Here is a 26,488-nt window from a genome sequence, read left to right on the forward strand (position 1 = left end):
AGTATGATTGTACAATAGGATTAAAGAGAATTGGGAGGCATTACTGTGACTGAACAAATTTCAATTTTAGTAGTAGACGATGAAGATCGTATTCGTCGTTTATTGAAAATGTATTTAGAACGTGAAGGTTATGAAGTTGATGAAGCGGAAAATGGCGAAGAAGCTGTTGAAAAAGCTTTAACAAATGATTATCATTGTATCTTATTAGATATTATGATGCCTGAAAAGGACGGTTTAGAAGTTTGCCAAGAAGTACGTGATAAAAAGACTACACCTATTATCTTACTTACTGCAAAAGGAGAAGAATCTAATAGAGTGCAAGGTTTTGAAATCGGGGCAGATGATTATATTGTAAAACCATTCAGCCCAAGAGAAGTAGTATTACGCGTTAAAGCAATTTTACGCCGTTCTGCTGCGTTCTCCCCAATTAATGTTGCTTCATCTTCAAAAGATTTAGTGGTTTTTCCTCATTTAACAATTGATCATGATGCGCATCGTGTTTCTGCGGATGGGGTAGAAGTTAATTTAACACCTAAAGAATATGAATTATTGTATTTCTTAGCGAAAGCACCAGATAAAGTATTTGATCGTGAGCAACTTTTGAAAGAAGTATGGCATTATGATTTCTTTGGAGATTTACGTACGGTAGATACTCATGTTAAGCGTTTACGTGAGAAACTAAATCGTGTATCCGAAAACGCAGCAAAAATGATTGTAACTGTATGGGGCGTTGGCTATAAATTTGAGGTAGTCAATGATTAGAATATCGAACAGTGTTGTCGGGAAGCTATGGGTAACCATTTTGCTTCTCGTTTCATTTGTGCTATTTGTTTTTACAGTATTAATGTTAGAGTTCTTATCTAAATACCATACACAACAATCAGAAGCGTTACTTCGTCAAGAAGCTACAACTATAGCTAGAGTAGTTGATGATCATGAAACGACCGCAGCAACAAAGTCTATTATTAATGATATTCTAAGTGATGAAACAAACGCAGTCATTGCGGATGCACCTGGAAAAGTTGCATATTCATTGCAAGAAGGGTTAAACCAAGAAAAGATTAAAAACAATATCATAAGTGAAAAGGCCTTTGAGAAAGTTTTTGTCTCAGATGATCCTGTAGTCAAAGAAATGATGTTACCATCTTCAACTGAGAAGGATCATGTTGAATCCTATATCGTAATGGCTTTTCCTTTAAACGTGGAAAAGATGAATCATGGAGTAGTGTATATCTATCAAAGTCCTGACGCAATTCATAGGACTTCAAAGGAAACAACTAAAATCGTCTTTCTATCTGCGACGATTGCATTTGTTTTAACTACTTTCTTTGCATTTTTCCTATCTACACGTATAACATCCCCTCTTCGTAAAATGCGTGAAGCTGCTTTTGAACTAGCTAAAGGTAATTTTGATAAAAAAGTTCCTGTATTACAAAACGATGAAATAGGCCAATTAGGAACTGCCTTTAACCAAATGGGACGTCAGTTAAAACATCATATGGAAGTCATTAGTCAAGAAAAAGAACAATTATCTAGTATTTTAACATCAATGACTGATGCAGTTATAACTTTTAATAGTGATCGCTCTGTGATTTTGAGCAACCCCCCTGCAGAATTGTTATTGCAAAAATGGTTCTTCAATAAAGGATCTGACAGTGAACGTCCAATACCAGAAGAGATATATCATATGTTAGACCATGTTATAGATATGGAAGAAGAACTTCAGGAAGAGTTAGAATTAGATGGAACGTATTTTATGATTTCAATCAGTCCACTGTATAGTGGAGATTCGGTCCGAGGAGCAGTTGCGGTATTACGTGATAAAACGGAAGAACATCGCTTAGATAAGTTGCGTTCAGACTTTATCGCAAATGTATCACATGAATTGAGGACACCAATCGCTATGTTACAAGGATATAGTGAAGCAATCATAGATGATGTCGTTTCAAGTGAAGAAGAACGTAATGAAATGATTAAAATCATTTATGATGAATCACAACGAATGGGAAGATTGGTTACTGATTTATTAGATTTAGCTCGAATGGAATCGGGTAATATAACTTTATACAAAGATATAGTACCTATTACGCCTGTATTTGAAAGAATAACACAAAAATTTGTACAGGCAGCTAAAGAAAAGAAAATAGAGTTGAAATATTCTTCTACTTTTGATGACAACATTCAAATTTCTTTAGACGAAGATCGAATTGAACAAGTCTTAACAAACTTAATCGATAATGCAATACGTCATACGCAAGAAAATGGTACCGTAGAAGTAATTGTTGACCAACAAGTTTCCTATGCTCGTATCCAAGTGAAGGATAATGGTGCTGGTATACCTAAAGAAGATTTAGATTATGTATTTGAACGCTTTTATAAAGCGGATAAAGCAAGAACTAGGGGCAAAGGTGGTACGGGATTAGGGCTAGCAATTGCCAAAAATATAGTTGAAGCCCATAAAGGACGTATTACAGTCGAAAGTGAAGTTGATGTTGGAACGAGCTTTATTTTCTTCTTACCCCTTGAAATAAATTAATACGTATTAGAATATAGTGTTTAGATGAAAAGGCGAGTAATTCGGGTTGCAATTATTCGCCTTTTTCGAATATGAAAAACAAAAATCATATTATTCCTGTGGGAATTATTTATTTTTGAAAATTAGAGAATAAAAGCTTTACAAAATCTTCTTTTTTTTATATAGTTACATTGTAATCAAAATAATATGATTCATCTTCGGGGCAGGGTGAAATTCCCGATCGGCGGTATTAGAGACTAACAATGACTCTTGAGCCCGCGAGCCGTAAAGGCAGGACATGGTGAGAATCCAAGGCCGACAGTATAGTCTGGATGGGAGAAGGTGAAGGTACGGTCGTCTATTAACTATACTATTTTATAGTATAGTAGTGACGTTTATTTGACTATGCCTAGTTCTCCCTTAAGCTTATACGCTTAAGGGTTTTTTATTGCATATCATGAGCCGGACCTCTCCTCTTTTTGAAGTGAATCGACAAAAGGAGAGAATAAGATGAAAAACACAAAGTTACAAAAGATGGTCTCAATCGGGATGTTAAGTGCAATCTCATTTGTATTAATGATTTTTAATTTCCCACTTCCAGCTTTTCCAAGTTATTTAGAAGTAGATTTTAGTGATGTTCCAGCTCTTATGGCAGCTATTACAATGGGGCCAGTTGCGGGAATTGTTGTTGAATTTATTAAAAATGTATTGAATTGGTTTTATGTTGGAAGTCCAACAGGTGTTCCGGTAGGACAAATAGCGAACTTTACTACAGGTATATTATTTATCATGCCAGTGTATTTTATTTTTAAACGTTTAACATCTGCAAAAGGTTTAACGACTGGTTTAGTTTTAGGAACTATTACGATGGCAGTTGGAATGAGTGTTCTTAACTATTTCTTGTTTATGCCAATGTACAATTATTTCTTAAACGTACCTACTGAAACAGGAGCAGCTCTAACAAAATCAATCGTTACGTTTGTTTTACCTTTTAATATTATTAAGGGAGCTATAGTTACGGCAATTATGTTATTGTTATTTTCAAGCTCCAAGAATTGGATTGCCAAACAACGAAAACATTTTATTAACTCATAATTAATATAAATTTTAAAGATTACCTAGATGATTAAATAATTATTTAGGTAATCTTTTTATTTCCCGGGAAAACAATAGATATTGCTCTTAATCTATTAATCAAATTATAAGTTTTAGAAACTATTAGATTTAGTTTGCAAATACTAATTCTTAAATATATAATTTTTATACTATTTTGTGTTACAACATAGATATCGTAAAGTAAGTTTCAAGAGAGGATACAATAAAATGATTTTACAAGGTATTTTACAGCTTCAAATTATGAAAGGACCCAATTTACTTTATATAGATGATGAGCCGCTAGCCAAGAAGTTATTGCAATTTGATGGTAAACAAGTGAAGGTCCATATGAAATTACCTAAAGTAGAAAAAGAAGTTTCTGGCTTAGCAGAGATTTTTTTCTTTGAAGGAAAAGATGGATACGGTGGCGATAAGTTTACCAATGATTTTGATGTTGATGAATTTGATTGTATTGAATGGTTGTCTAATTTTGATCGAGAACAGATTACAATCACCATTGAATAATTAGTAAAATTAAAGAAAAACTCTTTCATAAATTTGAAAGAGTTTTTCTTTAATCCTTTTTATAATAATCTAATATGAATTGTTGGAATTGTTTTGTGGCAGGAGATAAGTATCGGCCTTCTGACCAAGCCATACCAATAACACGTTCAAGTTTTAAATCGCTTATGTGTATTTTAGCTATTCTTTTTGTATTAATCTCTTCACCATCCGGGAGAATGGAAACACCTAGTCCAGCAGCTACAAAGCCAGCTACTGTTGCTACTTCATCACCTTCAAATGTAATCGTTGGTGTAAAGTGGGCTTTTTTAAAAATACTATCTAATTGAATTCTTAATGCATATCCTTTTTTTAATAATACAAATGTTTCGTTTGTTAATTCTTTTAAAGTTATTGAACTACGACTAGCAAAAGGATGTCCAATAGGCACAATTGCAAACAACTCTTCACGCCAAAGCTCTTTCCATTGAATTGGTTTTTCAACTTCCATATCTGCTATTAAACAAAGATCAAGCTCACCTGATTGTAATTGTTTAAGCTGCAAATGCGTGTGGTTTTGTTTTAAATTAAAATGTATATCTTGATGTAGTTTTCTAAAATGCATGATTAAATCTGGTACGATATTTGTACCTAATGTATGTAAAAAACCAAGTGAAACTTCACCGCGATTTGGATCGACAAGTTCTTGAATTTCATGTAGTCCATCCCGGTACTCTCTCATTATATTATGCACACGTTTTAAGAATATTTCTCCGTAGCGGTTTAAAGAAATTGAACGTCCTTGTCGTTCAAATAAAGGAACGCCTAGTTCATCTTCTAATCTGGCTATTGAGCGACTAAGTGCTGGTTGAGAAATGGATAGTTGCTCTGCAGCTTTCGTCATATGTTGAATCTTCGCTAGTACTTCGAAGTATTCTAGCTGTTGCCATTCCATTTATTTTCGCTCCTTCAATCATGCATTTTTTCATCATATTGCTAATAATCATAAAAAACAATATCAATGAAGTCAATAAAAAGACACTGTGAAATAGTCAACAGTGTCTTTTTATTGTGCTTTCATAAATGTAACAGTTCGATCATCTGAATCATATAAACACCATTCTCTATTTTCAATGACTGCACCAACGTTGACTCCGTACTTTTTATTCTTTAAATAAATAGGTTGTCCATATTGAAAAGCTTTTTTTGTTCCTTTTCTATATAGTGCAGCATCATGACTATGACCGAAGAATACAATTGATGCATCTATTTGTTCCAAAAAGGGCTTCCAATCAGATGACCATTTAAATTGATGCCCGTGAATGATTTCAGCTCCTTCTATTTTGATATATTCTGGTAATGTCAAAAATAAATCTAAACCAGTTACTTTCATAATCCGTTCTTCTTGATTGCCTCTTACAGATGGGAATTGTAAAAGTTGTTTAAACTCATCCGAATATTCAGCTGCCTCTTCAAAAGGAATGCTATTAAGAGCTTTTGCCTTTTTCTTTCCTATTCGACATTCGTATAAATCACCTAACCCAATGATTTCAGCATTTTTTGCATTTAAACGAATGTCATCAAGTACAGCTTTTGTATCCTCAACGCTACTATGAAGATCACCAAGTATAGCATATTGCATCTATTAACAGTCCTTTCCAAAAATATATGAAAAAGTTTATCATAAGATTTGACTTTCTGAAAATATTTTGTTTGAGAAAAAGTGATAATATGTCGAAAGGAGAAATAATATAAAAATATATGACAAATATGTAACAGCGATTACGCTTCGATTAAAACAGGAGAAAAAGACTATACAAAAATATGAATCATGCTATTATTAAATAGAAAGTAAAAATTATACATACTGACAAAAGGAAGAAAAGAGTTGATTTAATTGAATATGCGTTCAAAATGGGGGCGCACAGCAGTTGTTACCCTTGCCCTAACTTGCGGCTTTATGTATACCGCTGAACCAGCGCAAGTTAATGCAAAAACTTCAGCGCAAATGATACAGAAAAAAGCTTTAATAGATAAAAAGATTAAGAAATTAAATGGAGAAATAAAACATTTAAAAAAACAACTTGATAAAAAACAAGAAGAATATGAAAAAACAGTAAAAGAAATTGACGAAACAAACAAAGATATTAAACTAACAGAAAAAAATATAAAAGAACGTTCGACAATTATTGACGACCGTTTAAAAGCATATCAAAACCAAGATAGTGCGATGAGTCCATATATTGAAGCTATTCTTGGTGCTGATAGTATTGGTGATGCAGTTAGTCGAACTGTTTCAGTTAAGACAATATTAGATGCAGATCAAAACTTATTAGACGATCAAAAAGAAGATAAAGCAAAATTAGCTAAAGAAAGACAAGAATTACAAGAAAAACAATTGAAATTGCAAAAGCAATTCCAAGAAATGCAAGATCAAGAAAATAAATTAGAAACGAAAAAAGCTGAGAATAAAGCGAAATCATTAAAACTGAAAGAACAAATTGCAACAAAAAAACAACAAGAAAAGCTAGAAAGAGAACGTAAAAAACGTGAAGCAGAAGCTAAGCGATTGAAAAAATTACAAGAAAAACAATTCTTAGATGCTAAAAAAGTTAAGGAAGCTAATAAAGCAAAAAAAGCATCTGTAAGTGCTACAAGCAATCCTGTACATACAAATAGTGTAGGCGATGCAGGAAATGGAACAAATGGAGCAAAAGTTACTGATAGTGATCAACAAGCTCCAACCGTTTCTGGCTCAGGCTCTGCAAAGGCAGCTATTGCAGAAGCTAGTAAATATCTTGGTCGTTCTTATGTATGGGGTGGAAGTAACCCATCTACTGGTTTTGACTGTTCAGGTTTAACGCAATGGTCCTTTAAACAAGCTGGTATATCACTTCCTCGTACAGCAGCACAACAATATTTAGCTACGAAGAAGGTTAGTGCAAGTGAAGCTAAAGCTGGAGATTTAGTATTCTTTAGTTATGGTTCAGGTATAGCACACGTAGGAATCTATCTTGGTGGCGGAAGAATGCTAGATGCTCAAAATAATGGTGTAGTCAATGAAAGTCTTGATTGGTGGAACAAATACTTAGTAGGATATGGACGTATTTCTGGCGTTAACTAAATACGTTTCATATGATTTAAACCTGCATTTTACGGTGTACTGAAAAATATTTGTTTTATATAAAAGGCAACTTTCTGTTCGCTTTTGAACGGAAAGTTGCCTTTTTTCTATTCTTTTTTACACTGTTTGCATCACAATGGTCTTCATTTGATGAATAACCCCATCTTACAAATGGTCAATCTTCTTTACAGTGACTTTAACAGTTAATGTGTGATCTCCTCCAGTGTATACACCTTCAACTGGACTAACATCGGTATAGTCTCTTCCGGCACATAAAATAATGTGATTCTCAAGTGCTTCAACATCATTTGTAGGATCTAGGCCTAACCATCCAACTCCAGGTACCATTATTTCTACCCAAGCATGTGTTGCTGAATTTCCGATTAAATCATCTTCTTTACCAACATATAAATAACCGCTCATATAACGGGCAGGAATGCCATTAGCACGTAAAACACCAATCATTATATGTGCGTAATCTTGGCAAACGCCGGCTTTTAAGTTATAAGCTTCTTGTGCGGTAGTTTTTACATTTGTGGCAGTTGTATCATATCGAATATTTGTGTGTAAATAAGTCATAAGTGCAAGAGAAAATTCTATTGGATTATTACGATAGCCAATAATATTATTTATATGATGTATTTGTTCTTCTGTTAAATAGGTATATTTCGTTGCTTGTAAGTAGTGTAAATAATGATCCTTAAATAGTTGTGATTGGAAAATATCTTTCATTTTGTTCGAAAAGCTTAACTGATCCATGAGGGGAGCCTTCTGTATACTCACTATAGATGTTGTTTGAATTTCAAGTCTATTATGTTTTTGTGGAATATAAAAATCGGCAGCTGCATTATGCCAAATATCTATATACTCGCGGGTAACTGAGTTTGGCCAAATTTCAATATCATAAAACAGTAACCTTTGGCACTCATTTGTGCGCGGTTTTAGATGTATAGTATTTAAACTTTGCTCAACAGGACTATCATAATCAAAGGTATTTAAATGAGTTATTTTATATTTCATTGAGAATTCTCCTTTGACTGTATAGAGTTACCGGAATTCACTACTAACTTCCAAATTTGCATAGGCTACGTCTAAATAATATACATTTGAAAAAACACTTCCTATTGCAATGCATCTTTTTAGTAAATCCTGTAATAGACTTTTCTGTTGCTCATTCGTCAAGTGTGCATGGTCAACTTCTGTTGCTTGTTGTAAGGCTTGTATTTCTTGCAGTAGGGGATAGATGCGACCATTGACATTATTTTGCTCAATAATCGATAAACTTTGTTTTATATGTTGTATGCAATAGGTAATGGAATGTGTACATGTGACATCACTTAATAAGTATTTCAAAACATGTTCAGTATTACAAATTCTATGTTTTTTTGAATAATCCTCTATAGTCTGTGTCAATTGTAAACTAAAAGTTGCAGAACAATTTCTTACTTCATGTTTTTGTTTTTGAAGTAATTCGTTTAAAATAATCGTTGTTTTCTCTGCGCGTTCAATCCAACGACCAATTTTAAAGAAATGATAGCTTTCATCACGAGACATGAGGGTATTAATAATACCTGCTGATGTAAGGAAAGTATGATTTACCTTTTCAAGAACTTTATTTGCTTCTAATAATGAAAACTTGTTTGTATGTTGATAATCTTTTATAGAAAGATATAGCTCATTCCACTCTTCCCATAGTGCATGTGGAATTATATCACGCGTAATTCTTGCATTTTCACGTACATTAGACGTTGTGTTTATGATCGAGTTTAAATTTTCTTTTGAATAGAGCAAGTAATCACTTAAATTTCGAACTGATAGTCTGTTATATTTGTGAAGAAATTCGTTTGAAGAACCACAAATATTCAAAATTACTTTCCAATCTTCTAAATATGGTATATCATATCCGGATTCCTCCAACATATTTGTAAGCTGGATACGGATGATATTTGCATTAGCTGCTGTTCGTTCACTATAACGTGCCATCCAAAATAATGATCCTGCAACTCTACTTAACATAATGAGCTTCCTCCTTTAATACCCAAGTATCTTTTGCTCCTCCTCCTTGCGAAGAGTTCACGACAAGTGAACCTTCTTTTAAGGCGACTCGCGATAATCCTCCAAGTAAAACATTTGTTTCTTTGCCTTTCATCACAAAAACTCGTAAATCCACATGACAAGGATAGAAACGTTTATTTTGATAGACAGGTGCTCGAGAAAGCTTGATAGTAGGTTGTGCAATGTATTGAGATGGATTTTCCAATATTTTTTCACGGAATTGATCGATTTCTTCAGGTGAGGCATGTGGACCGATTAACATATCATAGCCACCAGAAGCACCTACGTTTTTTACGACTAATTCATGAAGGTGTTCAAGTACCCATTCACGCTGTTCCGGATTCGTCAGCATATATGTTTCTACGTTTTCTATAATAGGCTCCTCGTTTAGATAATAACGGATCATATCAGGTACATAAGAATATATGGCCTTATCATCAGCAACACCATTGCCTACTGCATTTAAGATAGCTACATTACCTTTTTTATAAGCTTCCAAAATATTAGGTACGCCAAGTAAAGAATCTTCACGGAATACAGTAGGATCTAAAAAATCGTCGTCGATACGACGGTAAATGATATCTACTCGCTCTAACCCCCGAATTGTTTTCATATAAACTATGTTGTCTTTAACAATAATATCCTTACCTTCAACAAGGGCTATATTAAGTTGTTTTGCTAGGAAAACGTGATCGTAATAAGCAGAATTATAAATACCTGCAGTTAACAACACGGCATGAGGATCTTGATCTGCTGCCAAGTTTTTAGGACGGTGTGAAAGAAGAGCTTCTCTCATTGTTGCAAGTTGATGTTCAAATGTATGTAAAGAGTATTTAGAAAAGAATTCCGGATATACCTGTTTCATAATTGCGCGATTTTTAAAGACATAAGACATCCCTGAAGGATTTCTCAAATTATCTTCTAGTACACGATATGTTCCGTTTTCATCGCGGATTAAATCGATGCCTGCTAAGAAAATATGGTTATTTAGAGGTATATTAGTTCCTATTACTTCTTTATAGTAATAAGGGTTATTAAGAACAAGTGCAGCAGGTATAATTCCTGCCTTTAATATCTTTTGATCATGATATATATCATGTAAAAAGTGATTGAGCGCTTCAACACGTTGTGTCATACCTTTTTCTATTATTCTCCAATCTTTATGAGTAATAATGATTGGTACAAAATCAAAAGGCATTGTACGTTCAGTCCCACCTTCTGCACCATACACTGTAAAGGTAATTCCTTGTTTTAGAAAACTTGATTGAGCTGCATCGTTTTTTTGTTGCAATTCATATTCTGAGAATTCAGATAATTTTTCGTAAAATGCTTTGTAATGGTCTTTTGGTACATTATTTTCAAGCATTTCATCAAAAAATTGTTTCGATTCATAAGGTTTGAACATAGTATAAATCCTCCTAGGAATACATGATGTAAAATACTCACTTACACTATAAAAATACTACCTAAAAAAGTAAAACCCTTTATTTAGTAAGAAAAAATAAAAAAAATTATAGGTTTTAGAAAACAATTACAATCTTATGTGAGATTTTTATTTCATATGAAAACGCTATTTTTCCCTATTTCTCGCCAATTTCTAAAAATAAGATAATCTAACATCATTTCACATTAAATGTAGAAAATTTAGTAACAGTTTACTATTTCATGTTAGTTCACAAATAGACACAGAAAGGGAGGGGGAGTTTGAAAAAATTAATTTAAAAGTCAAGTTTAACTGATCACTTATCGTGAAAATAACCTGATGAAAGCTATATGAAAAATAATAGTCTTAAATTTATCGAATATAAGAGATATTAGTCAAGAATATTTCTTGTTTATGTTACAGTATTAAATGACAACTTATTTATATAAATCATTAGTTTTACTAAATATTTGAATAGGTCAAAAATCTTAAAAAGTTATGAGAGGTATTATAGATGTCATTATTAGAAAAATTAAAAATGAAATGGCCTATAATTCAAGCACCAATGGCTGGTGTAACAACACCAGAAATGGTCATTGCAAGTGCAGAAGCAGGAATTTTAGGTTCTATTGGAGCAGGTTATTTAAATGCTGATGTTACAAGAGAGTTTATCAAAGCAGTAAAAAGTGAAACAACAAAACCGTTTGCAGTTAATCTATTTGTACCGAAAGAGGTCAACACTAGCAAACAAGAACTTGAAGAAGCTTACAATGTACTAAAACCCTATCGAAAAAAATTAATGATTGCTGATGAAGGGGCACTCCTTTCAACTACAGATTTCGATGCGCAAGTGGATGTCATTATTGAAGAAGACGTTAAAGTATGTTCGTTTACTTTTGGGTTACCTTCAGGTGAAGTTATAAAAAAACTACATGAACATGAAATTTTTACAATTGGAACGGCTACTACTATTGAAGAAGCATTATTAGTACAAGACTGTGGCTTAGATGCAGTTGTTTTGCAAGGTGAAGAAGCAGGGGGACATCGAGGATCATTTATCGAACCGTACCAATTCGTATCATTACAAAAGCTTCTTGAAGGAGCAAAAGGTAAAATAACGATTCCTATTATTGCTGCCGGAGGAATTGCAACAAAAGAACATATACAACAAGCTATTGAAGCAGGCGCAGAAGCAGTACAGATTGGTACAGCCTTTGTAGTAAGCGAAGAAAGTGGTGCTTCAGAAGTTTATAAAAATCAAATATTACTAGCTGAAGAAGATGTAACCGCATTGACAAGTGCTTTTTCAGGAAAACCTGCACGTGGTATTGAAAATGATTTTATGGTGTTCATGGAAGGTAACAAAATTGCGCCATACCCTTATCAAAATGATTTAACAAAAACTATTCGTCTAAGAGCAGAAGAATTAGGATTTTACAGTCTACTAGCAATGTGGGCAGGGAAAAACTTGCATTTAGTAGAAAAAGGATCAGTAAAAGATATTGTAAATCGATTAACAAAATAAAATCGTAATAAAAAAAGAGGACATCTGATTAGTAGATGCCTCTTTTTTATTTGAAGAAAAGTAGTAGGAGATAATATTAAACTCCCATAATATTATAGCCACCATCTACATAGATGACTTCTCCAGTTACACCGCTTGAAAGTTGACTTAACATAACAACGGTCATATTCGCCACTTCTTCTGGTGTAACATTTCGTTTAAGTGGTGCAGTTTCTTCCATCTTATTTAATATTTTATTGAAAGATGGAACACCTTTTGCAGCTAAAGTTTTAATAGCACCTGCAGAAATAGCATTGACACGAATACCTTCCTTACCAACATCAGCAGCCAAATATCTAACAGAAGCTTCTAGTGCGGCTTTTGCTACACCCATTACATTATAACCTTCAAGTACACGTTCAGCTCCTAAGTAAGACATCGTTACAATAGAGCCACCTTCTGTCATGTATGGTTTAGCAGCATTCGCAACGGAGATTAACGAGTAAGCGCTCGTATCTTGAGCAAATGCATAACCATCACGTGAAGTTTCGATAAAACGATTTTTTAAATCATCTGCATGTGCAAAAGCAACTGAGTGGACAATCCCATGAATCGTTCCGACTTTTTCACCAATTTCTTGGAATGCTTGTTGTATACTTTCATCACTATTTACATCACATTGTACGACAAGTGGTTGCAAATCTTCGTATTTAGCAAGTTGTTTTTCTAATTTCATTAAAGAACGTTCTTTACGATATGTGAAAATAACGTTTGCGCCAACTGAAAATAGAGCTTTTGCTATTCCCCAAGCAATGCTTCGATCGTTAGCAACACCCATGACCACGATATTTTTATCTTTTAATTGTAATAAATTATCCATAATAGCCTCCTGTATTAGTTACTATTAGTACCTGATACTAAGATACTACCTTATCAGAAGAAAGAATGCAATAAGAAATTACGCTACCTTGTTTAACAAAATAGTTGACAAACTCAAATAAAAAAGTGCAAGAGAAAAGAATCTTTTCCCTTGCACTTTATGACCATAAATACAATCTATTAAATGATTATTCGTATTTAAGAGGGTCCCCTTCAAATGATTCGTCTGCAACTTTAATAGAGTCAGTTGGGCATCCTTCAAATGCGTCTTCCATATCTTCCATTAAATCTTCTGGAACTTCAGTAGTCCCCGTGTTATTATCTAAAATAACGAAGGCAATACCTTCATCATCGTAATCGTAAATATCTGGTGCTGCTGCCCCACATGCACCACATGCGATACATGTATCTTGATCAACAATGGTAAATTTAGCCATTTTAAATCTCTCCTTTTACTATCAATCCCAATAGCTACTTATTTATTCTAAAACGCTTTTCCTCACATTTCAACCTAAATTACTTTTTATCGGAGGAATATCGATGTATTTACAGCAATTAATGTTAGATATATTTCAAAAATTTGATGGACAACGCTCTGAAACTGCTGCATTTCATCTAATTTGCGGGAAGCGGTCAGGGCAGACAATTCAAGACGTAGGAACATTTGGATTAGAAGCTTATTTTAGTATTATGCCGAAACTTTCGAAACAACAATACCTTGAAGCTTTTGAACAATTAATTGAAAATGGTTGGGTTTTTTACGATGAACAAAAGGCTCTACAACTTACAACAAGAGGAAAGGATGTTCTAGAAAAGTCAAATGCATTTCACTTTAATGGTTGGTTTTATAGAGGCAATGAACATGTGTTTTTTAAACGTTTATCGCTAATCGTACAAACCTTCTCATATGTAAAAGTAAAGGATTTTCGGTTTAATCCGATTCAAAAGGATGAAGAAATTCAAGCTTGGGTGAAATATTTCTTGATGCGTCACCCATATAAGGACCCTAGTTTCCATTTGCAATTTAGAAACGAGATAGAAAATTCTATTAAAAATTTACACATATCAGAACAAGCAAAGCAAATTGTTATGTTTCGTTTAACGGGTTTTCATCTTACAGGATGGACTTGGCAACAGCTTGCTAGTCAGTTCGATTGTGGAGAACTTGATGTACAATTTATGTTTGTGGAGTTATTACATATATGGCTTGATCTACTTACTCTAGAATCAGCGCACTATCCATTATTATATCAATTAACGGAAAATATTCGGATTGAAAATTTATTGACAGATTCCACTAAAAAAACAGCAGACTTGTTTAAAAGAGGATATTCACTTGAACAAATTGCGACAATGAGACACTTGAAAACAAGTACAATAGAAGATCATTTTGTTGAAATGGCAATGATTATAAAGGGTTTTCCTCTACACCAATTTATAGATGAAGAAGATGTTGAAAAAGTTATGCATGTTTTAAGTAGAACTGAAAGTAAAAGATTAAAAATTATCCGGGAACAAATCCCACAATTTTCTTACTTCCAAATTCGATTAGTCATTGCAGCAAAAGGAGGAGAATACAATGTATGAGCTTGAACAATTATTACAGCAACATTTCGGGTATACAACGTTCCGACCAGGCCAAAAAGAAGTCATAGAAGCTGTGTTACAAGGTCAAGATGTAATTGCTCTTCTTCCAACAGGGATGGGGAAATCGCTTTGTTATCAACTTCCAGGTTATATATTGAATGGTCCTGTGTTAATCATTTCTCCTTTACTTTCATTGATGCAAGACCAAGTTGAGCAACTAAAACGCTTTGGTGAAAAAAGAGTTGTAGCGTTAAATTCATTTTTGAAAGCAAGTGAAAAACAAAAAGTATTACAACATCTTACAAGCTATCGTTTTATATTTACTTCACCTGAAATGCTTGCTCTACCAATCATTCAAAAAGAGTTTCGAAAAATACAATTTTCATTAATCGTAGTTGATGAGGCACATTGTATATCTCAGTGGGGATTTGACTTCCGACCAGATTATTTAAAAATTACAGAATGGATTCCGGAACAACATCGCCCACCAATTTTAGCATTAAGTGCGACTGCCACGAAAAAGGTAGTCAATGATATTAAAAATTATTTACATATCGTTCAGCCGTTTGAATATATTCATTCTGTAGAAAGAGCAAATCTACACTATGATGTAGTAACAACGCAATCAGTTGACGAAAAATTCAATTGGATTATTGAACATATCGTTAAGACTGAAGGTCCTGGAATTATCTATACACAATCGAGGAAAAAGACTGTTGCCTATGCGGAAGCTTTATCAGCTCATCATATTCAGGCAGCAGCATATCACGCTGGAATGGGGGCTTTAGATCGTCAATTTATTCAACAACAATTTTTAGCTGATGAATTGGAATGGATTTGTGCAACAACTGCTTTTGGAATGGGAGTGCATAAAGATAATGTATGTCAAGTCATTCATGATCATATACCTGCAACAATGGCAAACTATATGCAAGAAGTTGGTAGAGCTGGACGTAATGGTGATGATGCATTAGCCATTTTAGTTTATAGTCCTAAAGATGAAGAATACACACAATATATTGCAACTGAAGAGTTACCAGAATCATTTCATGTAGGCCTTTACGAAGAATATGTGAAACGAGGAGAGAATCCTAAAAAAATGCTCGATCTAAACCAAATTAGTGAGACAGGATATCGAGTACTATCATACTGGATGGAACAATTACCTCCAGAAAAAGCTATCCAAAAATTGAATAGTTTAAAACAACAAAAAGTAGAGCAAATTTCACAAGTGGCAACTTTTGTAAAAGAAGATCATTGTTTACGAGAGCATCTAGTTGCATATTTTGATCAAAAGTTGGAACAAAAACCATCGAATTGCTGTCATAATTGTGGAATAAATTATAATGATATTATTAAAAAGAGAAATGGTATGACAGAGAAAAAAGAACTAAACACATGGGTGGAAAGGTTGCACTTGATACTTCCCAACTTGTAACTGAACATACATTTACATTTAACTATTATTTCGTCATAATAGTATTATTACTGAATAAATGGAGGGATATAATAAGATGTCTCAAGAAGATTATCGTGAAAAAATTGAGGAACATCGCCAAGCCATCAATATTGAGTCTGAACAAGAGACCAACCCTTCAAGAATGACTAGAAGTGAGCTTCACGGCAAAAAGAATAAGAATAAGAAAAATAATCATAAAAATAGATTAGTTACGTTATTAGCGATTATTTTTATCTTACTTCCGGTGTCAACACTTATTTACTATGGCTATTTTATGCAAGATGAAAATAGTAAAAAAGCAGAGATTGATAATGGCGGAATTCAAATAGAAACGAACGACAATGGTCAGTCTAAAGATGCTACTAAAGTATCGAATGATGATGAAAAACTAACCAAAAAAGAACAAGCGGAAAAGGAAAGGGCAGAGAAACTTGCTGCAAAAAAAGCAGCAGCTAAAGAAAAAGCTGAAAAGGAAAAGGCTCAACAAAAGGAAAAAGAAGATGCTGCAGCCAAAGAAAAACAACAACAAATTTATAATGAGGCAAAGGCAGCAGGAAGACTTTATAATGTAAAACAGGGAGAAACAATTGAAAGTATCGCGATAAAATTTTATGGTAGTGACGCTGGGGTCGCTATTATAAAAGAAGCAAATGGAATAACAGGCGATACTGTTTCACCAGGAACAACGATTGCAATTCCAGCTCAATAATAATTTGACGGGTATGTGAATTAGCACACATGCCTGTTTTTTTATTGTCTGCAAGCGTATAATAAACAATTATAATTATTCGACAACATTTCTTGTAATTCGAAATGTATTTTTAAGGAGTGACCGGTTTTATGCAACAACAAGATGCGATTATTGTTGGAGGAGGCCCTTGTGGATTAGCAGCTGCTATTTCACTACAAGAGATTGGATTAAACCCAATCGTAATTGAAAAGGGTAATATCGTGAACGCGATTTATAATTATCCTACCCACCAAACATTTTTTAGTTCAAGTGAGAAATTAGCAATTGGTGATGTTCCGTTTATCATTGAACAACAAAAACCAAAGAGAAACCAAGCACTAGTCTATTATCGTGAAGTGGTAAAAAGAAAAAATATTAAAATAAATCGTTTTGAAACAGTTAAAAAAGTAACACCCGAAAATAATAAATTTATCGTTCAAACAGATAAAGAAACTTATGAAACACCTTATGTTGTTATTGCTACGGGTTATTATGATCATCCAAATTATATGAATATTCCAGGTGAGGAGCTGCCTAAAGTTCATCATTACTTTAAGGAAGGCCATCCATACTTTGATACAGATGTATTAATAATAGGTGGGAAGAATTCAGCTATTGATGCTGGGTTAGCACTATATAAAGCTGGAGCTCGTGTAACAGTTGTTTACAGAGGCTCAGAATATTCATCAAGTATTAAACCTTGGGTTCTACCTGATTTCGCAGCACTTGCTCGAGATGGTGAAATTAATATGATGTTCAATACGAATGTTAAAGAGATTAAAGAAGATGAAGTTATAATAACGAAAGACGGGCAAGAACTTACTATAAAAAATGATTATGTCTTTGCCATGACAGGCTATCATCCAGATCATACTTTTATTCAAGAGATGGGTGTTACAGAAGATGTAGAAACAGGTCGTCCAACATTTGATCCAGAAACAATGGAAACAAATGTACCAGGATTATTTATCGCAGGTGTGATTGCTGCTGGAAACAATGCCAATGAAATCTTTATTGAAAATGGACGTTTCCATGGAGAGCTAATTGCTAAATGTATACAGGAAAACATTAATGATTAACTAAAAGAAAAGCAAGCAAGTTCGATGCTCGGAAGGAAAGAGAACGAACTTACTTGCTTTTCTTTTAAGAATATAAGTAAAACTCAAACTGTTTTATAAGATGTGTAAATTTTATACGAAAAATTTCTTTACATCTATTGGCTCATCGACCTGATTAAGTCCAATTAATAATTTCAATCGAGCTTTTTGACCATTCAATCCCAATGCAAAAATAACACCCATATCTTCTAACATTTTACCTCCACCTTGATAGCCATAAACACCTTGTGCTATACCGTTAAAGCAACGAGAGACTAAAACTACCGGGATATGTAGTTGAAGTAATTCTTCAATAACTGGTAAAACTGCGGGTGGGATATTGCCCTGACCAAGCCCTTCTAATACAACACCATCGTAATGATAATCAATAGCTGCATGGATTAAATCTGCATCCATACCTGCAAATACTTTAAATAGCGCAACCTTTTTATCAAGTTTAGAAACTTCTACATACTCTCTTTTCATCGGAGACTGATGGAAATGAATCATCGTTTTTGTCACTAAACCAAGAGGACCATATTGTGGTGATTGAAATGTGGAGACTGAACTTGTTGAAGTTTTCGTGACATTCACTGCCGAATGAACTTCATCATTCATCACGACCAAAACGCCCTTGTTTTTGGCATCCTCCGAAGAAGCTACTCTCACTGCTTCTACTAAGTTATAGACACCATCTGCTCCTAATTCATTTGAAGAACGCATAGCACCTGTTAAAACAATCGGAATTTCCAATTTTGTCGTTAGCTCAAGAAAATAAGCAGTTTCTTCTAGTGTATCTGTCCCATGGGTAATAACTATGCCATCGATACGATTTTCTTTGATCGTATGTAAGATTAAATCTCTCAATTCTAGCATTTTTTGAGGAGTAATATGTGGAGAAGGTAAATTAAAAGCTTCAATTTCAATAATATGAGCAATTGACTCTAGTTTTTTACTTTCTTTCTTTAATGGATTAATGGTATCAGGTACAACAGCGCCTGATTCTTGACTGACATGCATAGAGATTGTACCGCCAGTGTGAATTAGTAATATTGTTTTTTTCATAACAAATCCCCCTGAATTTTCATTACCATACTAATAGAATGGTATAATAAAATGAGATGGATTGAAAGGAGCTACTAAATGTTCGTACTCTTATCAGTATCCATTGCTCCTGCTCTAGCTCTCTTTAGCTTTTTCTATCTACGTAATCAGATGGCAACGGAGCCTAGAAGAACATTGTTCCATACTTTTATATATGGCGCAATTTTAACTTTTCCTATTCTATTTTTGCAATATATAATGACAGAGGAACAAATTTTTTCAAATTTAATGATTCAAGATGTATTCTTTTCGGGAGTAGTGGAAGAATTTTTTAAATGGTTTATTTTAATGATCGCGATTTATCACCATATTGAATTTGATGACCCATATGATGGTATTTTATACGGAGTTAGTATTTCGTTAGGGTTTGCAACAGTTGAAAATATCTTGTATATGTTATCATTTGGCGTTGATACAGCCTTTATGAGAGCGTTAATGCCAGTTTCTAGTCATGCATTATTCGGAGTTGTGATGGGGTATTATTTGGGCAGAGCTAAGTTTGCTAAAAAAGATTTATCAATGCAACATCGACTATTAGCTCTTTTCGCGCCAATTGTATTGCATGTGATTTATAATTTTATATTTACAATTGAAGGCAGATGGACATATATAATGGTTCCATTCATGCTCTTCTTATGGTGGTTTGCCTTAAGAAAAGTAAAAAGGGCACATCAGCATTTAGTCCAAATGTTGTTCGTTCAAAAGAAGATATAAATAGTTTTAACTGAGAGTAGAAATTTACTCTCAGTTTTTTTTGTATAAAAATTTTTTCTTGAACCATCCTAAGAAAAAAGCCCAGGGGTGAAATGTCAATCATAAAAATTATTGAAATTGGAAATTATTAAGCCATTCAACACCTGAAGCTCAATTTTTAAGCGCACTTAAATAAACCTCACGTTTTTTAACTATAATTAGTTAAAAAATGGAAGTTAAAAATTAACTAAAGAAAAGTGAGTAACATTTCGTTATTCTCTCCTTTCTTCTTTAGGGATGTACAGCTGTTTCGTGCGTAGTAGCGAATGCACGAGCCGTACAAGTTTTCTAGCGGTTAAGACGAGAGCGCGTTTGTGTTGATGCTTTGGTACTTCATGGTATTTCTTTTGATAAAAGGTTTTATATTCGGTGTCATGCTTTCGTATGGCGTCTGATGCCTGTACAAGATAATAGCGTAAATACTTATTTCCGGTTCGCATGCGACTGGTATTCTCGGCTTCAAACTCGCCTGACTGATACTGTGTCCATACTAAACCTGCATATTTCGCTAAAGCATGATGATCATCAAAACGATGAATATCCCCAATTTCAGCGATTAAGCCCGCTGCGTACACGGGACCGATACCTTTTATCGAAGTTAATGTTTGTGGAATGCCTTTCATCATGCGTTCGATTTCCTTATCTAATCGCTTTACTTGGCTTTCCATATGTTGAATCGTACTCAAAATCACAGATAACGAAAGATTGACCGGATCAGCCATCATTTTATCTAAACGGTACGAATTACGTGCGAGCTGTTTGAGATATTTCGCAATCTCTTCTGGCTCTACAAAACGGTTCTTGCCTTTCTCTTGTAGAAACTCTACGAGTTCTTCTAAAGGCATATCGGCAATCTTGCCGGGATCTAGCTCTTCGATGACAGCGATACTTGTCGTACCAAATGTATCAGAGAACGGATTATCTTGGCGTAAACCACTAAATTTTAAGTACAGTTGATTTAACATGTAAGTTTTATTACGCGCAATTTCATGAACTAAATGAAATCGTGTGCGTGTTAAACGACGTAATGCGTCGTAAATTAAGGTTTCTTGCATTTCATGTGGCAATCGTCCAAAGCGTAGATGATCCGCAATAACCCAGGCATCCATTTTGTCGTTTTTCGGTAATGTATCATAGCCCTTTTTAAAACGAGCTACTTTACGTGCGTTGAGCATATAAATCGCTGTTTGAAGATGAGGTAATACTTTTTTACATTGTGCTTTTAAATAGTGGGCAAGGTGCCAACTATATTGATCCGTGGCTTCCATCCCAATTTTTAATTGATTTGTTTGATTTTTTTCCGCTGTTCGTACAATTTTTTGAATCAAGGTGTCCGCACCTTCTACATCATTTCGAACAGAAAAATCAGCGAGTGTGTGTCCCTCTCCATGCATGAAATGGACATGATGGGAGCGCAAACTCACGTCAATACCGACTAGCATTTGTGACATGCTAATCACCTCCTAATGGGGTAATTAATCAAGATACACTCAGACCTGGGTGCCCATTCGAATCATCGATGTCTGCCTCGTGATAAGCAATCACAATGGGAAAACCATAAATGAGCGCTACACTCTTTTCTCACATTGCGTCGCAGCCAGTGGTTAGACCTTCAATAATGAACGATGGGTAGCAGGCTTATTAAGCAGTACACAAGTGTGTCTGCAAGGAGAGAAAGCTATATCCTGCGAATACCTTGTCTGTTCCATTGTCGCATGGGTACTGGTCTGGAGTGAACTATTTTTTGTATAAAAAAGGACGAAGTACTGAAATGGAGCCTCCTCCATCCTTCGCCCTTACAATATGAAATTGATTGTTAAAAATAGGTAAATCAAATAAACAGGTAAGCACCTGCCAGCGTTATTTTTATGAAATGAAGTGAAACTAAAATTTAGGTTATTGCCTTTTGACTTCCTCGGTAAAACCAGGGTCAAACAGGTAAAACATAAAAAGAGTGAGGGAGCCAAAAGGCGACACTTCCTATAGGAAATCCAATTGAATCACCAGTTGTCCGGATCAACTGGAAATTCTATCGGAAAGAGCTCTTACTACTAATATACGAGGAGAATAGAAATGACAAACTACAAAATGAAATTTGTTAAATCTGCAGCTGCATTAGCTCTAGGTACTTCTGTTATCACATCTGCAGTTGTTGCTGGTGATCTATCAGCATCTGCTAAAACTACATACAAGGTATCAAATGGTAAACTTGTAAATGCTAAAACTAAAAAAGCCATCAAAGGTTACAAAGTTTACAAATCAGTACTTTACAAAGACGGTAAAAAATTCACAGGTACTTACAAAGCTAAATACTACAAAGCAGGTAAATTATTTACTGGCGTTGTAAATAAAACTTATTACAAAAAAGGTGTAAAAGCTACAGCTGTTTACAAAGGTGTTTACTACAAAAAAGGTAAGGCTTTCACTGGTATCACTTCATATGGTAACTATTACGAAAATGGTGTTAAATTCACTGGTAAAAAAGGTAATGTTTACTACAAGAACGGTAAAAAATTCACTGGCACTACTTCATACGGTAACTATTATGTAAATGGTTTACGTGCAAATGGTATCTATGAATTTAATGGCGTGAACGTAGAATACAAGAATGGTAAAGTAGTGGAAGATAAAACTGCTCCAGTTATCACTCTTGAAGATGGCGCAAAAACTTCTTACACAGTTAAAAACGGAGAAGAATTCACTGCTCCAAAAGCAACAGCAAAAGATAACTTAGACAAAAAAGTTGAAGTTAAATCTTCAATCACTGATGCAGAAGGCAAAGCCGTAGAAAAGATCGACACAACAGTAGCTGGTATTTACACAATTACATACACAGCTCAAGATTTAGCTGCAAATAAGGCAACTGCTGTTCAAGTATCTGTAGAAGTTGAAGATGCAGCTCCAGCTGTAAAATCTGTAAAAGCTCTTAGCGCAACTAAATTACAAGTAACTTTCACTCAAGCAGTAGATGCAACTGAAGCAGTAAAAGTTGGTAATGTAACAGTTCAAGGCGTTACTTTAACTGCTCCAGTTTTATCAGTTGATGGAAAAACATTAACATTTACAACTTCAGCTAGCATGGACGTTACAAATGCAACAGTTGTTGTAAATCCAATACCAACAAAAGCTGATGCAAAAGTTTTAACACCAAAATACACTTCTTTATTATCATTTAAAGATACTGTAGCTCCAGAAATTAAAGGAACTGAGCAACTATCTGCAACAAAAGTGAAAGTTACATTCTCTGAACCATTAAAATCACTTGGTAATGTTACTTTCAAAGATGCAGAAGGTAAAACTGCTGATGTTAAATACGATCAATTTAATGCAGGGGATGATTCAATCACTCTAGATCTTTCAAAACTTGCTGATGATCAAAAAATAACTGCAACTGTTGTTGGTGCTCAAGATATGGCTGGTAACTTATTAACTCCAAACCCATCAACATTCACAGCAACTAAACAAAAATTAGATGGCGTACTACCAACAGTTTCTTCTATTGAACAAACTGGTGTTAAAACATTCAAAGTAACATTCTCTAAAGCAGTTGCTAAAGGTGCGGTTTTAGTAAACGATACTAAAGCAAATGTAACTCCAGCTACTGAAGGTGCAACTACTGATACAGTTTATACAGTAACTACTGAAGCAAATCTATCAGGCTTAAGTAATGTAGCTCTTAGCGGTTTCGCTGATAATGATGGTCAAACATTAAAAGCAATCACTAAAATTGTAAACTTTACTGAAGATGCTGTAGCTCCTAAAGTAACAGATTCTAAAATTGTTACTCTAGACAATATTGAATATTTACAATTAACTTTTGATAAAGCAGTAGCTGTAAATAAAGACAATGCAGAATTCACTGTAACAGGTAAATATGTGAAGGATTATGTAACAACTACTTTAGCAGCAACAGACGTTGATGCAATTCAACCAACAAAAGATGGTCAAGTAACTGATAACAAAGTAGTACTTGTAAAAGTATCTGACTTTGCTGTAAAAGAAACTAAAGGTGCAGCTTACGATGTAACACTTACTCCAATCAAAAATGCAGTAAGTAGTGAATCAGGCATAGCAATGACTGACGCAGTAAATGCTTCATTCACACCAGCTGGCGATGTTGAAGAAACTCCAGTTAACGAATCTGTATTCGCAGCAAAAGATATTAAAGTAGCACAAGGTACTACTCCAAGTTATGTGAATGTTACTTTTTCTGGAAATGAAGTTGATGGTGCTTCAGCAGCAAACAAAGCAAACTATAGTATCGATGGAACAACTGTTGAATCAGTAGTTGTAAACCCATATAATAATACTTCTAAGAATCAAGTAGTTACATTAAAATTAGTTGATGGGTCTAACACTTTCACTGGTGTTCGTAACATCACAGTTTCAAATGTAATAGTAAAAGGCTCTACTAAAGTGATGAGCGCTGTATCTTTCAACTCAGTTTCATTGAAAGAAAATATTGCAGCAGCACTTACTTCTGCAAAACTAGTTGAAAATAATAAAATTGTTCTTACATTCGATGAAAAAGTCCAAAAACCAACAAACATCAAATTAACTAGCGGTACTACTTCAATTGCAACAAAGAGTGTAACTGCTACTGAAAATACAGTAACTATTGAATTAACTAAAGCATTAGATGCAAACTTATTATCTAACCTAGTTGTTAATGGTACTGTTCAAGATTCAAATCTTAACACTACAACTCTTACAGACGTTACTGTAAAATAATATTTTATAAACACCTAAATAATAATTACAATTTAAACTCCATAAGTTGGACTCCAAAAGTCTAACCTATGGAGTTCTTTATTTAATGAAAGATGATCTTGATGTAAAAAAGAAATAGAAGCATCAGAAAAGGAAATAATCTCATTAAAAGAAGTAAAGACACTGTTTTTAGAAGTTAACGCCTAAGAGGAAAACCATAGGTAACATGAATTAGTATCGTTAATTGCAGGAGGATATTGTGGAAGATCAAATGATGTTGAAAGAATTCAACATTCCTCTCACAGTTGAAAAAATTAAACCCCAAAAAGGGGATCTTGAGAAAGCTGGAACCTATATTGCGGGTGGAATGGATGAAGCAAATTTAAGCAAAGAGGATGATGGATTCTCTGAAAAAATCTTTAAACCAATTGGTGAAAGTTATGAATTTGAAAAACCTAAAGAAAAGTCTGTTAAAGGAGACAATGCAAAAGTAGATGTTAAAAATTACTTCCGTTGACGTTGGTACTGCTTTTACAAATAGTCTTACAAAAGTAATGCCTATGGCGTTTGCTACAGCTTTTGAAGAAAGTGATAAATCACAAAAGGCCATTCAAAAAATGATGGAGAAAAAAGTAGTAAAAAACATATCATCTAAAAAAGCTGATATGGCTACACGAACAGTAACATTAAATTTAAAAAAGAATAAAGATGGCGAATATAAAATTGTTGCGGATGATAATCTAGAATAAGCCATTTTCGCAAATTTGAACAACGTACAAGATGCATTTGGTGATGATACAAACTCAGATAATGCTGCAGATCAGCCAAAAGAAGACGTGCAAGTTTTATTTACGATTACTAAAGACAAATCATTTGATGTAAATCCCATTAAACTGAATGTAGAAGAAGTATCATTCAAGAAAGCTACAAATGTTCCACAAGATGAACAAGATAGCATTAGTAGCACAACTGGAAAAGATGTGGATAGTGAATTCAACTATATATATATTAAATATAATGCTGAAAATACATCAGATAAAGATTTCATTTTTAGCGGTATTAACAAAGTAATCCTATTCTCAGATGGAAAGCAAGAAACAATAGATAATTCTATGGGTGGAGTTTTCAATCGATAATGATGAAGATAATGATAATGATGGTGAATACTACGGTAAGGTGAAAAAACAAGGTGAGGTTGGACTTGTTATTAAGACAGACCCTAGTAAAGTGGATAAAGTAAGATTAGTAATAGGCCATTCTATGGATTCTGAAACCTATGATTTGGGAACGGATGATCAAAAAGTAGAATATACTATAAATAAATAAGGACTTAAATAGTATCTACAGATGCAAGGAATAAATCTTTGGAGTAGCTGCTAATCATATAAAGAAGTATACCTACACAGTTTCTATTTTAGAATTGTCTAAATCAATCCAATAAAGCGCAACAAAATTAGTTGATCCTCTTGAATCTGGAGCGGCAGTTTGTAACGTGGTATCTGCTGATACTGTAACAATATCTAGGGACTAATTATCAACAATCTAGTAATCCTAATCTCTTCGGAGGTTAGGATTTTTATATTATAGTAGAAATTTATAGATAACATATTAAGAGAAATAAACGTCCCCATAAAAAAGACCTCTTGGGAGAAATAAACAACCCCAAAAAAGAAATAAACACTCCTCAAAAGGAAATAAACCCATCCAAAAAAGAAATAAAGATCCCATTTTTAGAAATAAACACCTCGAAAGAAATAAACAACCTCAAAAAAGAAATAAACACTCCTCAAAAAAAAATAAACCCACCTCCTCCACCAAAAATCCTCACAAATAAATTGAAATTCAAATTAAAATATAGTAAATTATAGGTAAATTAGTAGAAAGAGGTGGATATCCTATTATATTTGAACGAAAAGTCCCTCCGAAGTTAGTGGCAATTGAGAGATTATTAT

Annotated in this window: 26 protein-coding genes and 1 riboswitch; of the genes, 17 read left to right on the forward strand and 9 right to left on the reverse strand. The window is 33.9% G+C overall.

All coding sequences use genetic code 11. The features are described from left to right. Positions 1–45: 45 nt before the first annotated feature. The 4 genes from CW357_RS03010 to CW357_RS03025 all read left to right on the forward strand — a co-directional run bounded on the left by CW357_RS03010 (position 46) and on the right by CW357_RS03025 (position 4,135). Complete coding sequence (locus CW357_RS03010) at positions 46–762, forward strand: response regulator transcription factor (protein ID WP_124217292.1); 717 nt, start codon at positions 46–48, stop codon at positions 760–762. After that, positions 755–2,536: an ATP-binding protein gene (locus tag CW357_RS03015; RefSeq protein WP_119416443.1), complete on the forward strand. Its 1,782-nt coding sequence runs from the start codon at positions 755–757 to the stop codon at positions 2,534–2,536. The genes CW357_RS03010 and CW357_RS03015 overlap by 8 nt, the downstream gene beginning before the upstream one ends. A 189-nt stretch (positions 2,537–2,725) precedes the next feature. Continuing rightward, a riboswitch (FMN riboswitch) is annotated at positions 2,726–2,863 on the forward strand. 162 nt (positions 2,864–3,025) lie between these two features. After that, positions 3,026–3,610 (forward strand): ECF transporter S component, encoded by a 585-nt coding sequence (locus CW357_RS03020; protein ID WP_119416444.1) that lies wholly within the window; start codon positions 3,026–3,028, stop codon positions 3,608–3,610. A 228-nt stretch (positions 3,611–3,838) separates the two neighbouring features. Further along, a complete protein-coding gene (locus CW357_RS03025; RefSeq protein WP_119416445.1) occupies positions 3,839–4,135 on the forward strand; it encodes a hypothetical protein in 297 nt (98 codons plus the stop codon). Positions 4,136–4,184: 49 nt separating this feature from the next. On the opposite strand, the gene CW357_RS03030 is transcribed toward CW357_RS03025, so the two are convergent. After that, the gene (locus CW357_RS03030; RefSeq protein WP_119416446.1) at positions 4,185–5,066 is read right to left on the reverse strand and encodes a LysR family transcriptional regulator; all 882 of its coding nucleotides are present in this window, start codon (positions 5,064–5,066) and stop codon (positions 4,185–4,187) included. A 111-nt stretch (positions 5,067–5,177) separates the two neighbouring features. Beyond that, positions 5,178–5,753: a metallophosphoesterase family protein gene (locus CW357_RS03035; RefSeq protein WP_119416447.1), complete on the reverse strand. Its 576-nt coding sequence runs from the start codon at positions 5,751–5,753 to the stop codon at positions 5,178–5,180. 261 nt (positions 5,754–6,014) lie between these two features. Between CW357_RS03035 and CW357_RS03040 the strand changes: the two genes are divergently transcribed. After that, the gene (locus CW357_RS03040; RefSeq protein ID WP_119416450.1) at positions 6,015–7,235 is read left to right on the forward strand and encodes a C40 family peptidase; all 1,221 of its coding nucleotides are present in this window, start codon (positions 6,015–6,017) and stop codon (positions 7,233–7,235) included. A 165-nt stretch (positions 7,236–7,400) separates the two neighbouring features. Here the strand turns inward: CW357_RS03040 and CW357_RS03045 are convergent, their stop codons facing one another. The 3 genes from CW357_RS03045 to CW357_RS03055 are packed head-to-tail and all read right to left on the reverse strand — an operon-like array spanning position 7,401 to position 10,695. Further along, positions 7,401–8,255 (reverse strand): transglutaminase family protein, encoded by an 855-nt coding sequence (locus CW357_RS03045; RefSeq protein ID WP_119417457.1) that lies wholly within the window; start codon positions 8,253–8,255, stop codon positions 7,401–7,403. A gap of 27 nt (positions 8,256–8,282) precedes the next feature. Then, positions 8,283–9,251 (reverse strand): alpha-E domain-containing protein, encoded by a 969-nt coding sequence (locus CW357_RS03050; RefSeq protein WP_119417247.1) that lies wholly within the window; start codon positions 9,249–9,251, stop codon positions 8,283–8,285. Then, a complete protein-coding gene (locus tag CW357_RS03055; RefSeq protein ID WP_124217293.1) occupies positions 9,241–10,695 on the reverse strand; it encodes a circularly permuted type 2 ATP-grasp protein in 1,455 nt (484 codons plus the stop codon). The genes CW357_RS03050 and CW357_RS03055 overlap by 11 nt, the downstream gene beginning before the upstream one ends. A 532-nt stretch (positions 10,696–11,227) precedes the next feature. On the opposite strand from CW357_RS03055, the gene CW357_RS03060 reads away from it, so the two are divergent. After that, positions 11,228–12,238: an NAD(P)H-dependent flavin oxidoreductase gene (locus tag CW357_RS03060; RefSeq protein ID WP_124217294.1), complete on the forward strand. Its 1,011-nt coding sequence runs from the start codon at positions 11,228–11,230 to the stop codon at positions 12,236–12,238. A 76-nt stretch (positions 12,239–12,314) separates the two neighbouring features. Here the strand turns inward: CW357_RS03060 and CW357_RS03065 are convergent, their stop codons facing one another. Together CW357_RS03065 and CW357_RS03070 are read right to left on the reverse strand one after the other, a co-directional pair. Beyond that, the gene (locus CW357_RS03065; protein WP_119417244.1) at positions 12,315–13,097 is read right to left on the reverse strand and encodes an enoyl-ACP reductase FabI; all 783 of its coding nucleotides are present in this window, start codon (positions 13,095–13,097) and stop codon (positions 12,315–12,317) included. 187 nt (positions 13,098–13,284) lie between these two features. After that, positions 13,285–13,533, reverse strand: a complete 249-nt coding sequence (locus CW357_RS03070; protein WP_119417243.1) for a ferredoxin — start codon at positions 13,531–13,533, stop codon at positions 13,285–13,287. A 103-nt stretch (positions 13,534–13,636) separates the two neighbouring features. Here CW357_RS03070 and CW357_RS03075 point away from each other — a divergent pair, with 103 nt between their 5' ends. The 4 genes from CW357_RS03075 (at position 13,637) to CW357_RS03090 (ending at position 17,951) form a co-directional block, all read left to right on the forward strand. Beyond that, on the forward strand, positions 13,637–14,683 hold the full coding sequence (locus tag CW357_RS03075; RefSeq protein ID WP_124217295.1) for a YpbB family protein: 1,047 nt from the start codon (positions 13,637–13,639) through the stop codon (positions 14,681–14,683). Next, positions 14,676–16,121, forward strand: coding sequence for a RecQ family ATP-dependent DNA helicase (locus CW357_RS03080; protein WP_124217296.1), 1,446 nt, complete (start codon positions 14,676–14,678; stop codon positions 16,119–16,121). The genes CW357_RS03075 and CW357_RS03080 overlap by 8 nt, the downstream gene beginning before the upstream one ends. A gap of 76 nt (positions 16,122–16,197) precedes the next feature. Beyond that, positions 16,198–16,851 (forward strand): LysM peptidoglycan-binding domain-containing protein, encoded by a 654-nt coding sequence (locus CW357_RS03085; protein WP_164489529.1) that lies wholly within the window; start codon positions 16,198–16,200, stop codon positions 16,849–16,851. A 131-nt stretch (positions 16,852–16,982) separates the two neighbouring features. Continuing rightward, positions 16,983–17,951 (forward strand): YpdA family putative bacillithiol disulfide reductase, encoded by a 969-nt coding sequence (locus CW357_RS03090; RefSeq protein ID WP_124217298.1) that lies wholly within the window; start codon positions 16,983–16,985, stop codon positions 17,949–17,951. Between the two features lie 111 nt (positions 17,952–18,062). On the opposite strand, the gene CW357_RS03095 is transcribed toward CW357_RS03090, so the two are convergent. Beyond that, the gene (locus CW357_RS03095; protein ID WP_119417238.1) at positions 18,063–19,034 is read right to left on the reverse strand and encodes an asparaginase; all 972 of its coding nucleotides are present in this window, start codon (positions 19,032–19,034) and stop codon (positions 18,063–18,065) included. Positions 19,035–19,112: 78 nt separating this feature from the next. Here CW357_RS03095 and prsW point away from each other — a divergent pair, with 78 nt between their 5' ends. Then, positions 19,113–19,787: a glutamic-type intramembrane protease PrsW gene (prsW, locus tag CW357_RS03100; protein WP_119417237.1), complete on the forward strand. Its 675-nt coding sequence runs from the start codon at positions 19,113–19,115 to the stop codon at positions 19,785–19,787. A 251-nt stretch (positions 19,788–20,038) separates the two neighbouring features. Here prsW and CW357_RS03105 read toward each other — a convergent pair whose 3' ends face one another. Further along, entirely contained in the window at positions 20,039–21,277 is a 1,239-nt protein-coding gene (locus CW357_RS03105) for an IS110 family RNA-guided transposase (protein ID WP_119417435.1), read from the reverse strand. Between the two features lie 622 nt (positions 21,278–21,899). On the opposite strand from CW357_RS03105, the gene CW357_RS03110 reads away from it, so the two are divergent. The 6 genes from CW357_RS03110 (at position 21,900) to CW357_RS03130 (ending at position 26,404) form a co-directional block, all read left to right on the forward strand. After that, positions 21,900–24,557, forward strand: coding sequence for an immunoglobulin-like domain-containing protein (locus tag CW357_RS03110; protein ID WP_124217299.1), 2,658 nt, complete (start codon positions 21,900–21,902; stop codon positions 24,555–24,557). A gap of 238 nt (positions 24,558–24,795) precedes the next feature. Further along, complete coding sequence (locus CW357_RS18525; RefSeq protein ID WP_241155034.1) at positions 24,796–25,053, forward strand: hypothetical protein; 258 nt, start codon at positions 24,796–24,798, stop codon at positions 25,051–25,053. Then, entirely contained in the window at positions 25,031–25,285 is a 255-nt protein-coding gene (locus tag CW357_RS03115; protein WP_241155035.1) for a hypothetical protein, read from the forward strand. Before CW357_RS18525 ends, CW357_RS03115 begins: the two co-directional genes overlap by 23 nt. 15 nt (positions 25,286–25,300) lie before the next feature. Continuing rightward, positions 25,301–25,672 (forward strand): hypothetical protein, encoded by a 372-nt coding sequence (locus CW357_RS03120; protein WP_124217300.1) that lies wholly within the window; start codon positions 25,301–25,303, stop codon positions 25,670–25,672. Then, the gene (locus tag CW357_RS03125) at positions 25,653–25,862 is read left to right on the forward strand and encodes a hypothetical protein (RefSeq protein WP_124217301.1); all 210 of its coding nucleotides are present in this window, start codon (positions 25,653–25,655) and stop codon (positions 25,860–25,862) included. Before CW357_RS03120 ends, CW357_RS03125 begins: the two co-directional genes overlap by 20 nt. Before the next feature lie 317 nt (positions 25,863–26,179). After that, the gene (locus CW357_RS03130) at positions 26,180–26,404 is read left to right on the forward strand and encodes a hypothetical protein (RefSeq protein WP_124217302.1); all 225 of its coding nucleotides are present in this window, start codon (positions 26,180–26,182) and stop codon (positions 26,402–26,404) included. Positions 26,405–26,488: the final 84 nt, after the last annotated feature.

This window comes from Rummeliibacillus sp. TYF005, assembly GCF_003844195.1.
GTDB lineage: Bacteria > Bacillota > Bacilli > Bacillales_A > Planococcaceae > Rummeliibacillus.

What these genes read in the sequence shown, in the direction of transcription:
- CW357_RS03015 (WP_119416443.1), top strand. Translation starts at nt 755, where the DNA reads ATGATTAGAATATCGAACAGTGTTGTCGGGAAGCTATGGGTAACCATT.
- CW357_RS03020 (WP_119416444.1), top strand. Translation starts at nt 3,026, where the DNA reads ATGAAAAACACAAAGTTACAAAAGATGGTCTCAATCGGGATGTTAAGT.
- CW357_RS03025 (WP_119416445.1), top strand. Translation starts at nt 3,839, where the DNA reads ATGATTTTACAAGGTATTTTACAGCTTCAAATTATGAAAGGACCCAAT.
- CW357_RS03030 (WP_119416446.1), bottom strand. Translation starts at nt 5,066, where the DNA reads ATGGAATGGCAACAGCTAGAATACTTCGAAGTACTAGCGAAGATTCAA.
- CW357_RS03035 (WP_119416447.1), bottom strand. Translation starts at nt 5,753, where the DNA reads ATGCAATATGCTATACTTGGTGATCTTCATAGTAGCGTTGAGGATACA.
- CW357_RS03040 (WP_119416450.1), top strand. Translation starts at nt 6,015, where the DNA reads ATGCGTTCAAAATGGGGGCGCACAGCAGTTGTTACCCTTGCCCTAACT.
- CW357_RS03045 (WP_119417457.1), bottom strand. Translation starts at nt 8,255, where the DNA reads ATGAAATATAAAATAACTCATTTAAATACCTTTGATTATGATAGTCCT.
- CW357_RS03050 (WP_119417247.1), bottom strand. Translation starts at nt 9,251, where the DNA reads ATGTTAAGTAGAGTTGCAGGATCATTATTTTGGATGGCACGTTATAGT.
- CW357_RS03055 (WP_124217293.1), bottom strand. Translation starts at nt 10,695, where the DNA reads ATGTTCAAACCTTATGAATCGAAACAATTTTTTGATGAAATGCTTGAA.
- CW357_RS03060 (WP_124217294.1), top strand. Translation starts at nt 11,228, where the DNA reads ATGTCATTATTAGAAAAATTAAAAATGAAATGGCCTATAATTCAAGCA.
- CW357_RS03065 (WP_119417244.1), bottom strand. Translation starts at nt 13,097, where the DNA reads ATGGATAATTTATTACAATTAAAAGATAAAAATATCGTGGTCATGGGT.
- CW357_RS03070 (WP_119417243.1), bottom strand. Translation starts at nt 13,533, where the DNA reads ATGGCTAAATTTACCATTGTTGATCAAGATACATGTATCGCATGTGGT.
- CW357_RS03075 (WP_124217295.1), top strand. Translation starts at nt 13,637, where the DNA reads ATGTATTTACAGCAATTAATGTTAGATATATTTCAAAAATTTGATGGA.
- CW357_RS03080 (WP_124217296.1), top strand. Translation starts at nt 14,676, where the DNA reads ATGTATGAGCTTGAACAATTATTACAGCAACATTTCGGGTATACAACG.
- CW357_RS03085 (WP_164489529.1), top strand. Translation starts at nt 16,198, where the DNA reads ATGTCTCAAGAAGATTATCGTGAAAAAATTGAGGAACATCGCCAAGCC.
- CW357_RS03090 (WP_124217298.1), top strand. Translation starts at nt 16,983, where the DNA reads ATGCAACAACAAGATGCGATTATTGTTGGAGGAGGCCCTTGTGGATTA.
- CW357_RS03095 (WP_119417238.1), bottom strand. Translation starts at nt 19,034, where the DNA reads ATGAAAAAAACAATATTACTAATTCACACTGGCGGTACAATCTCTATG.
- prsW (WP_119417237.1), top strand. Translation starts at nt 19,113, where the DNA reads ATGTTCGTACTCTTATCAGTATCCATTGCTCCTGCTCTAGCTCTCTTT.
- CW357_RS03105 (WP_119417435.1), bottom strand. Translation starts at nt 21,277, where the DNA reads ATGTCACAAATGCTAGTCGGTATTGACGTGAGTTTGCGCTCCCATCAT.
- CW357_RS03110 (WP_124217299.1), top strand. Translation starts at nt 21,900, where the DNA reads ATGACAAACTACAAAATGAAATTTGTTAAATCTGCAGCTGCATTAGCT.
- CW357_RS03115 (WP_241155035.1), top strand. Translation starts at nt 25,031, where the DNA reads ATGTTAAAAATTACTTCCGTTGACGTTGGTACTGCTTTTACAAATAGT.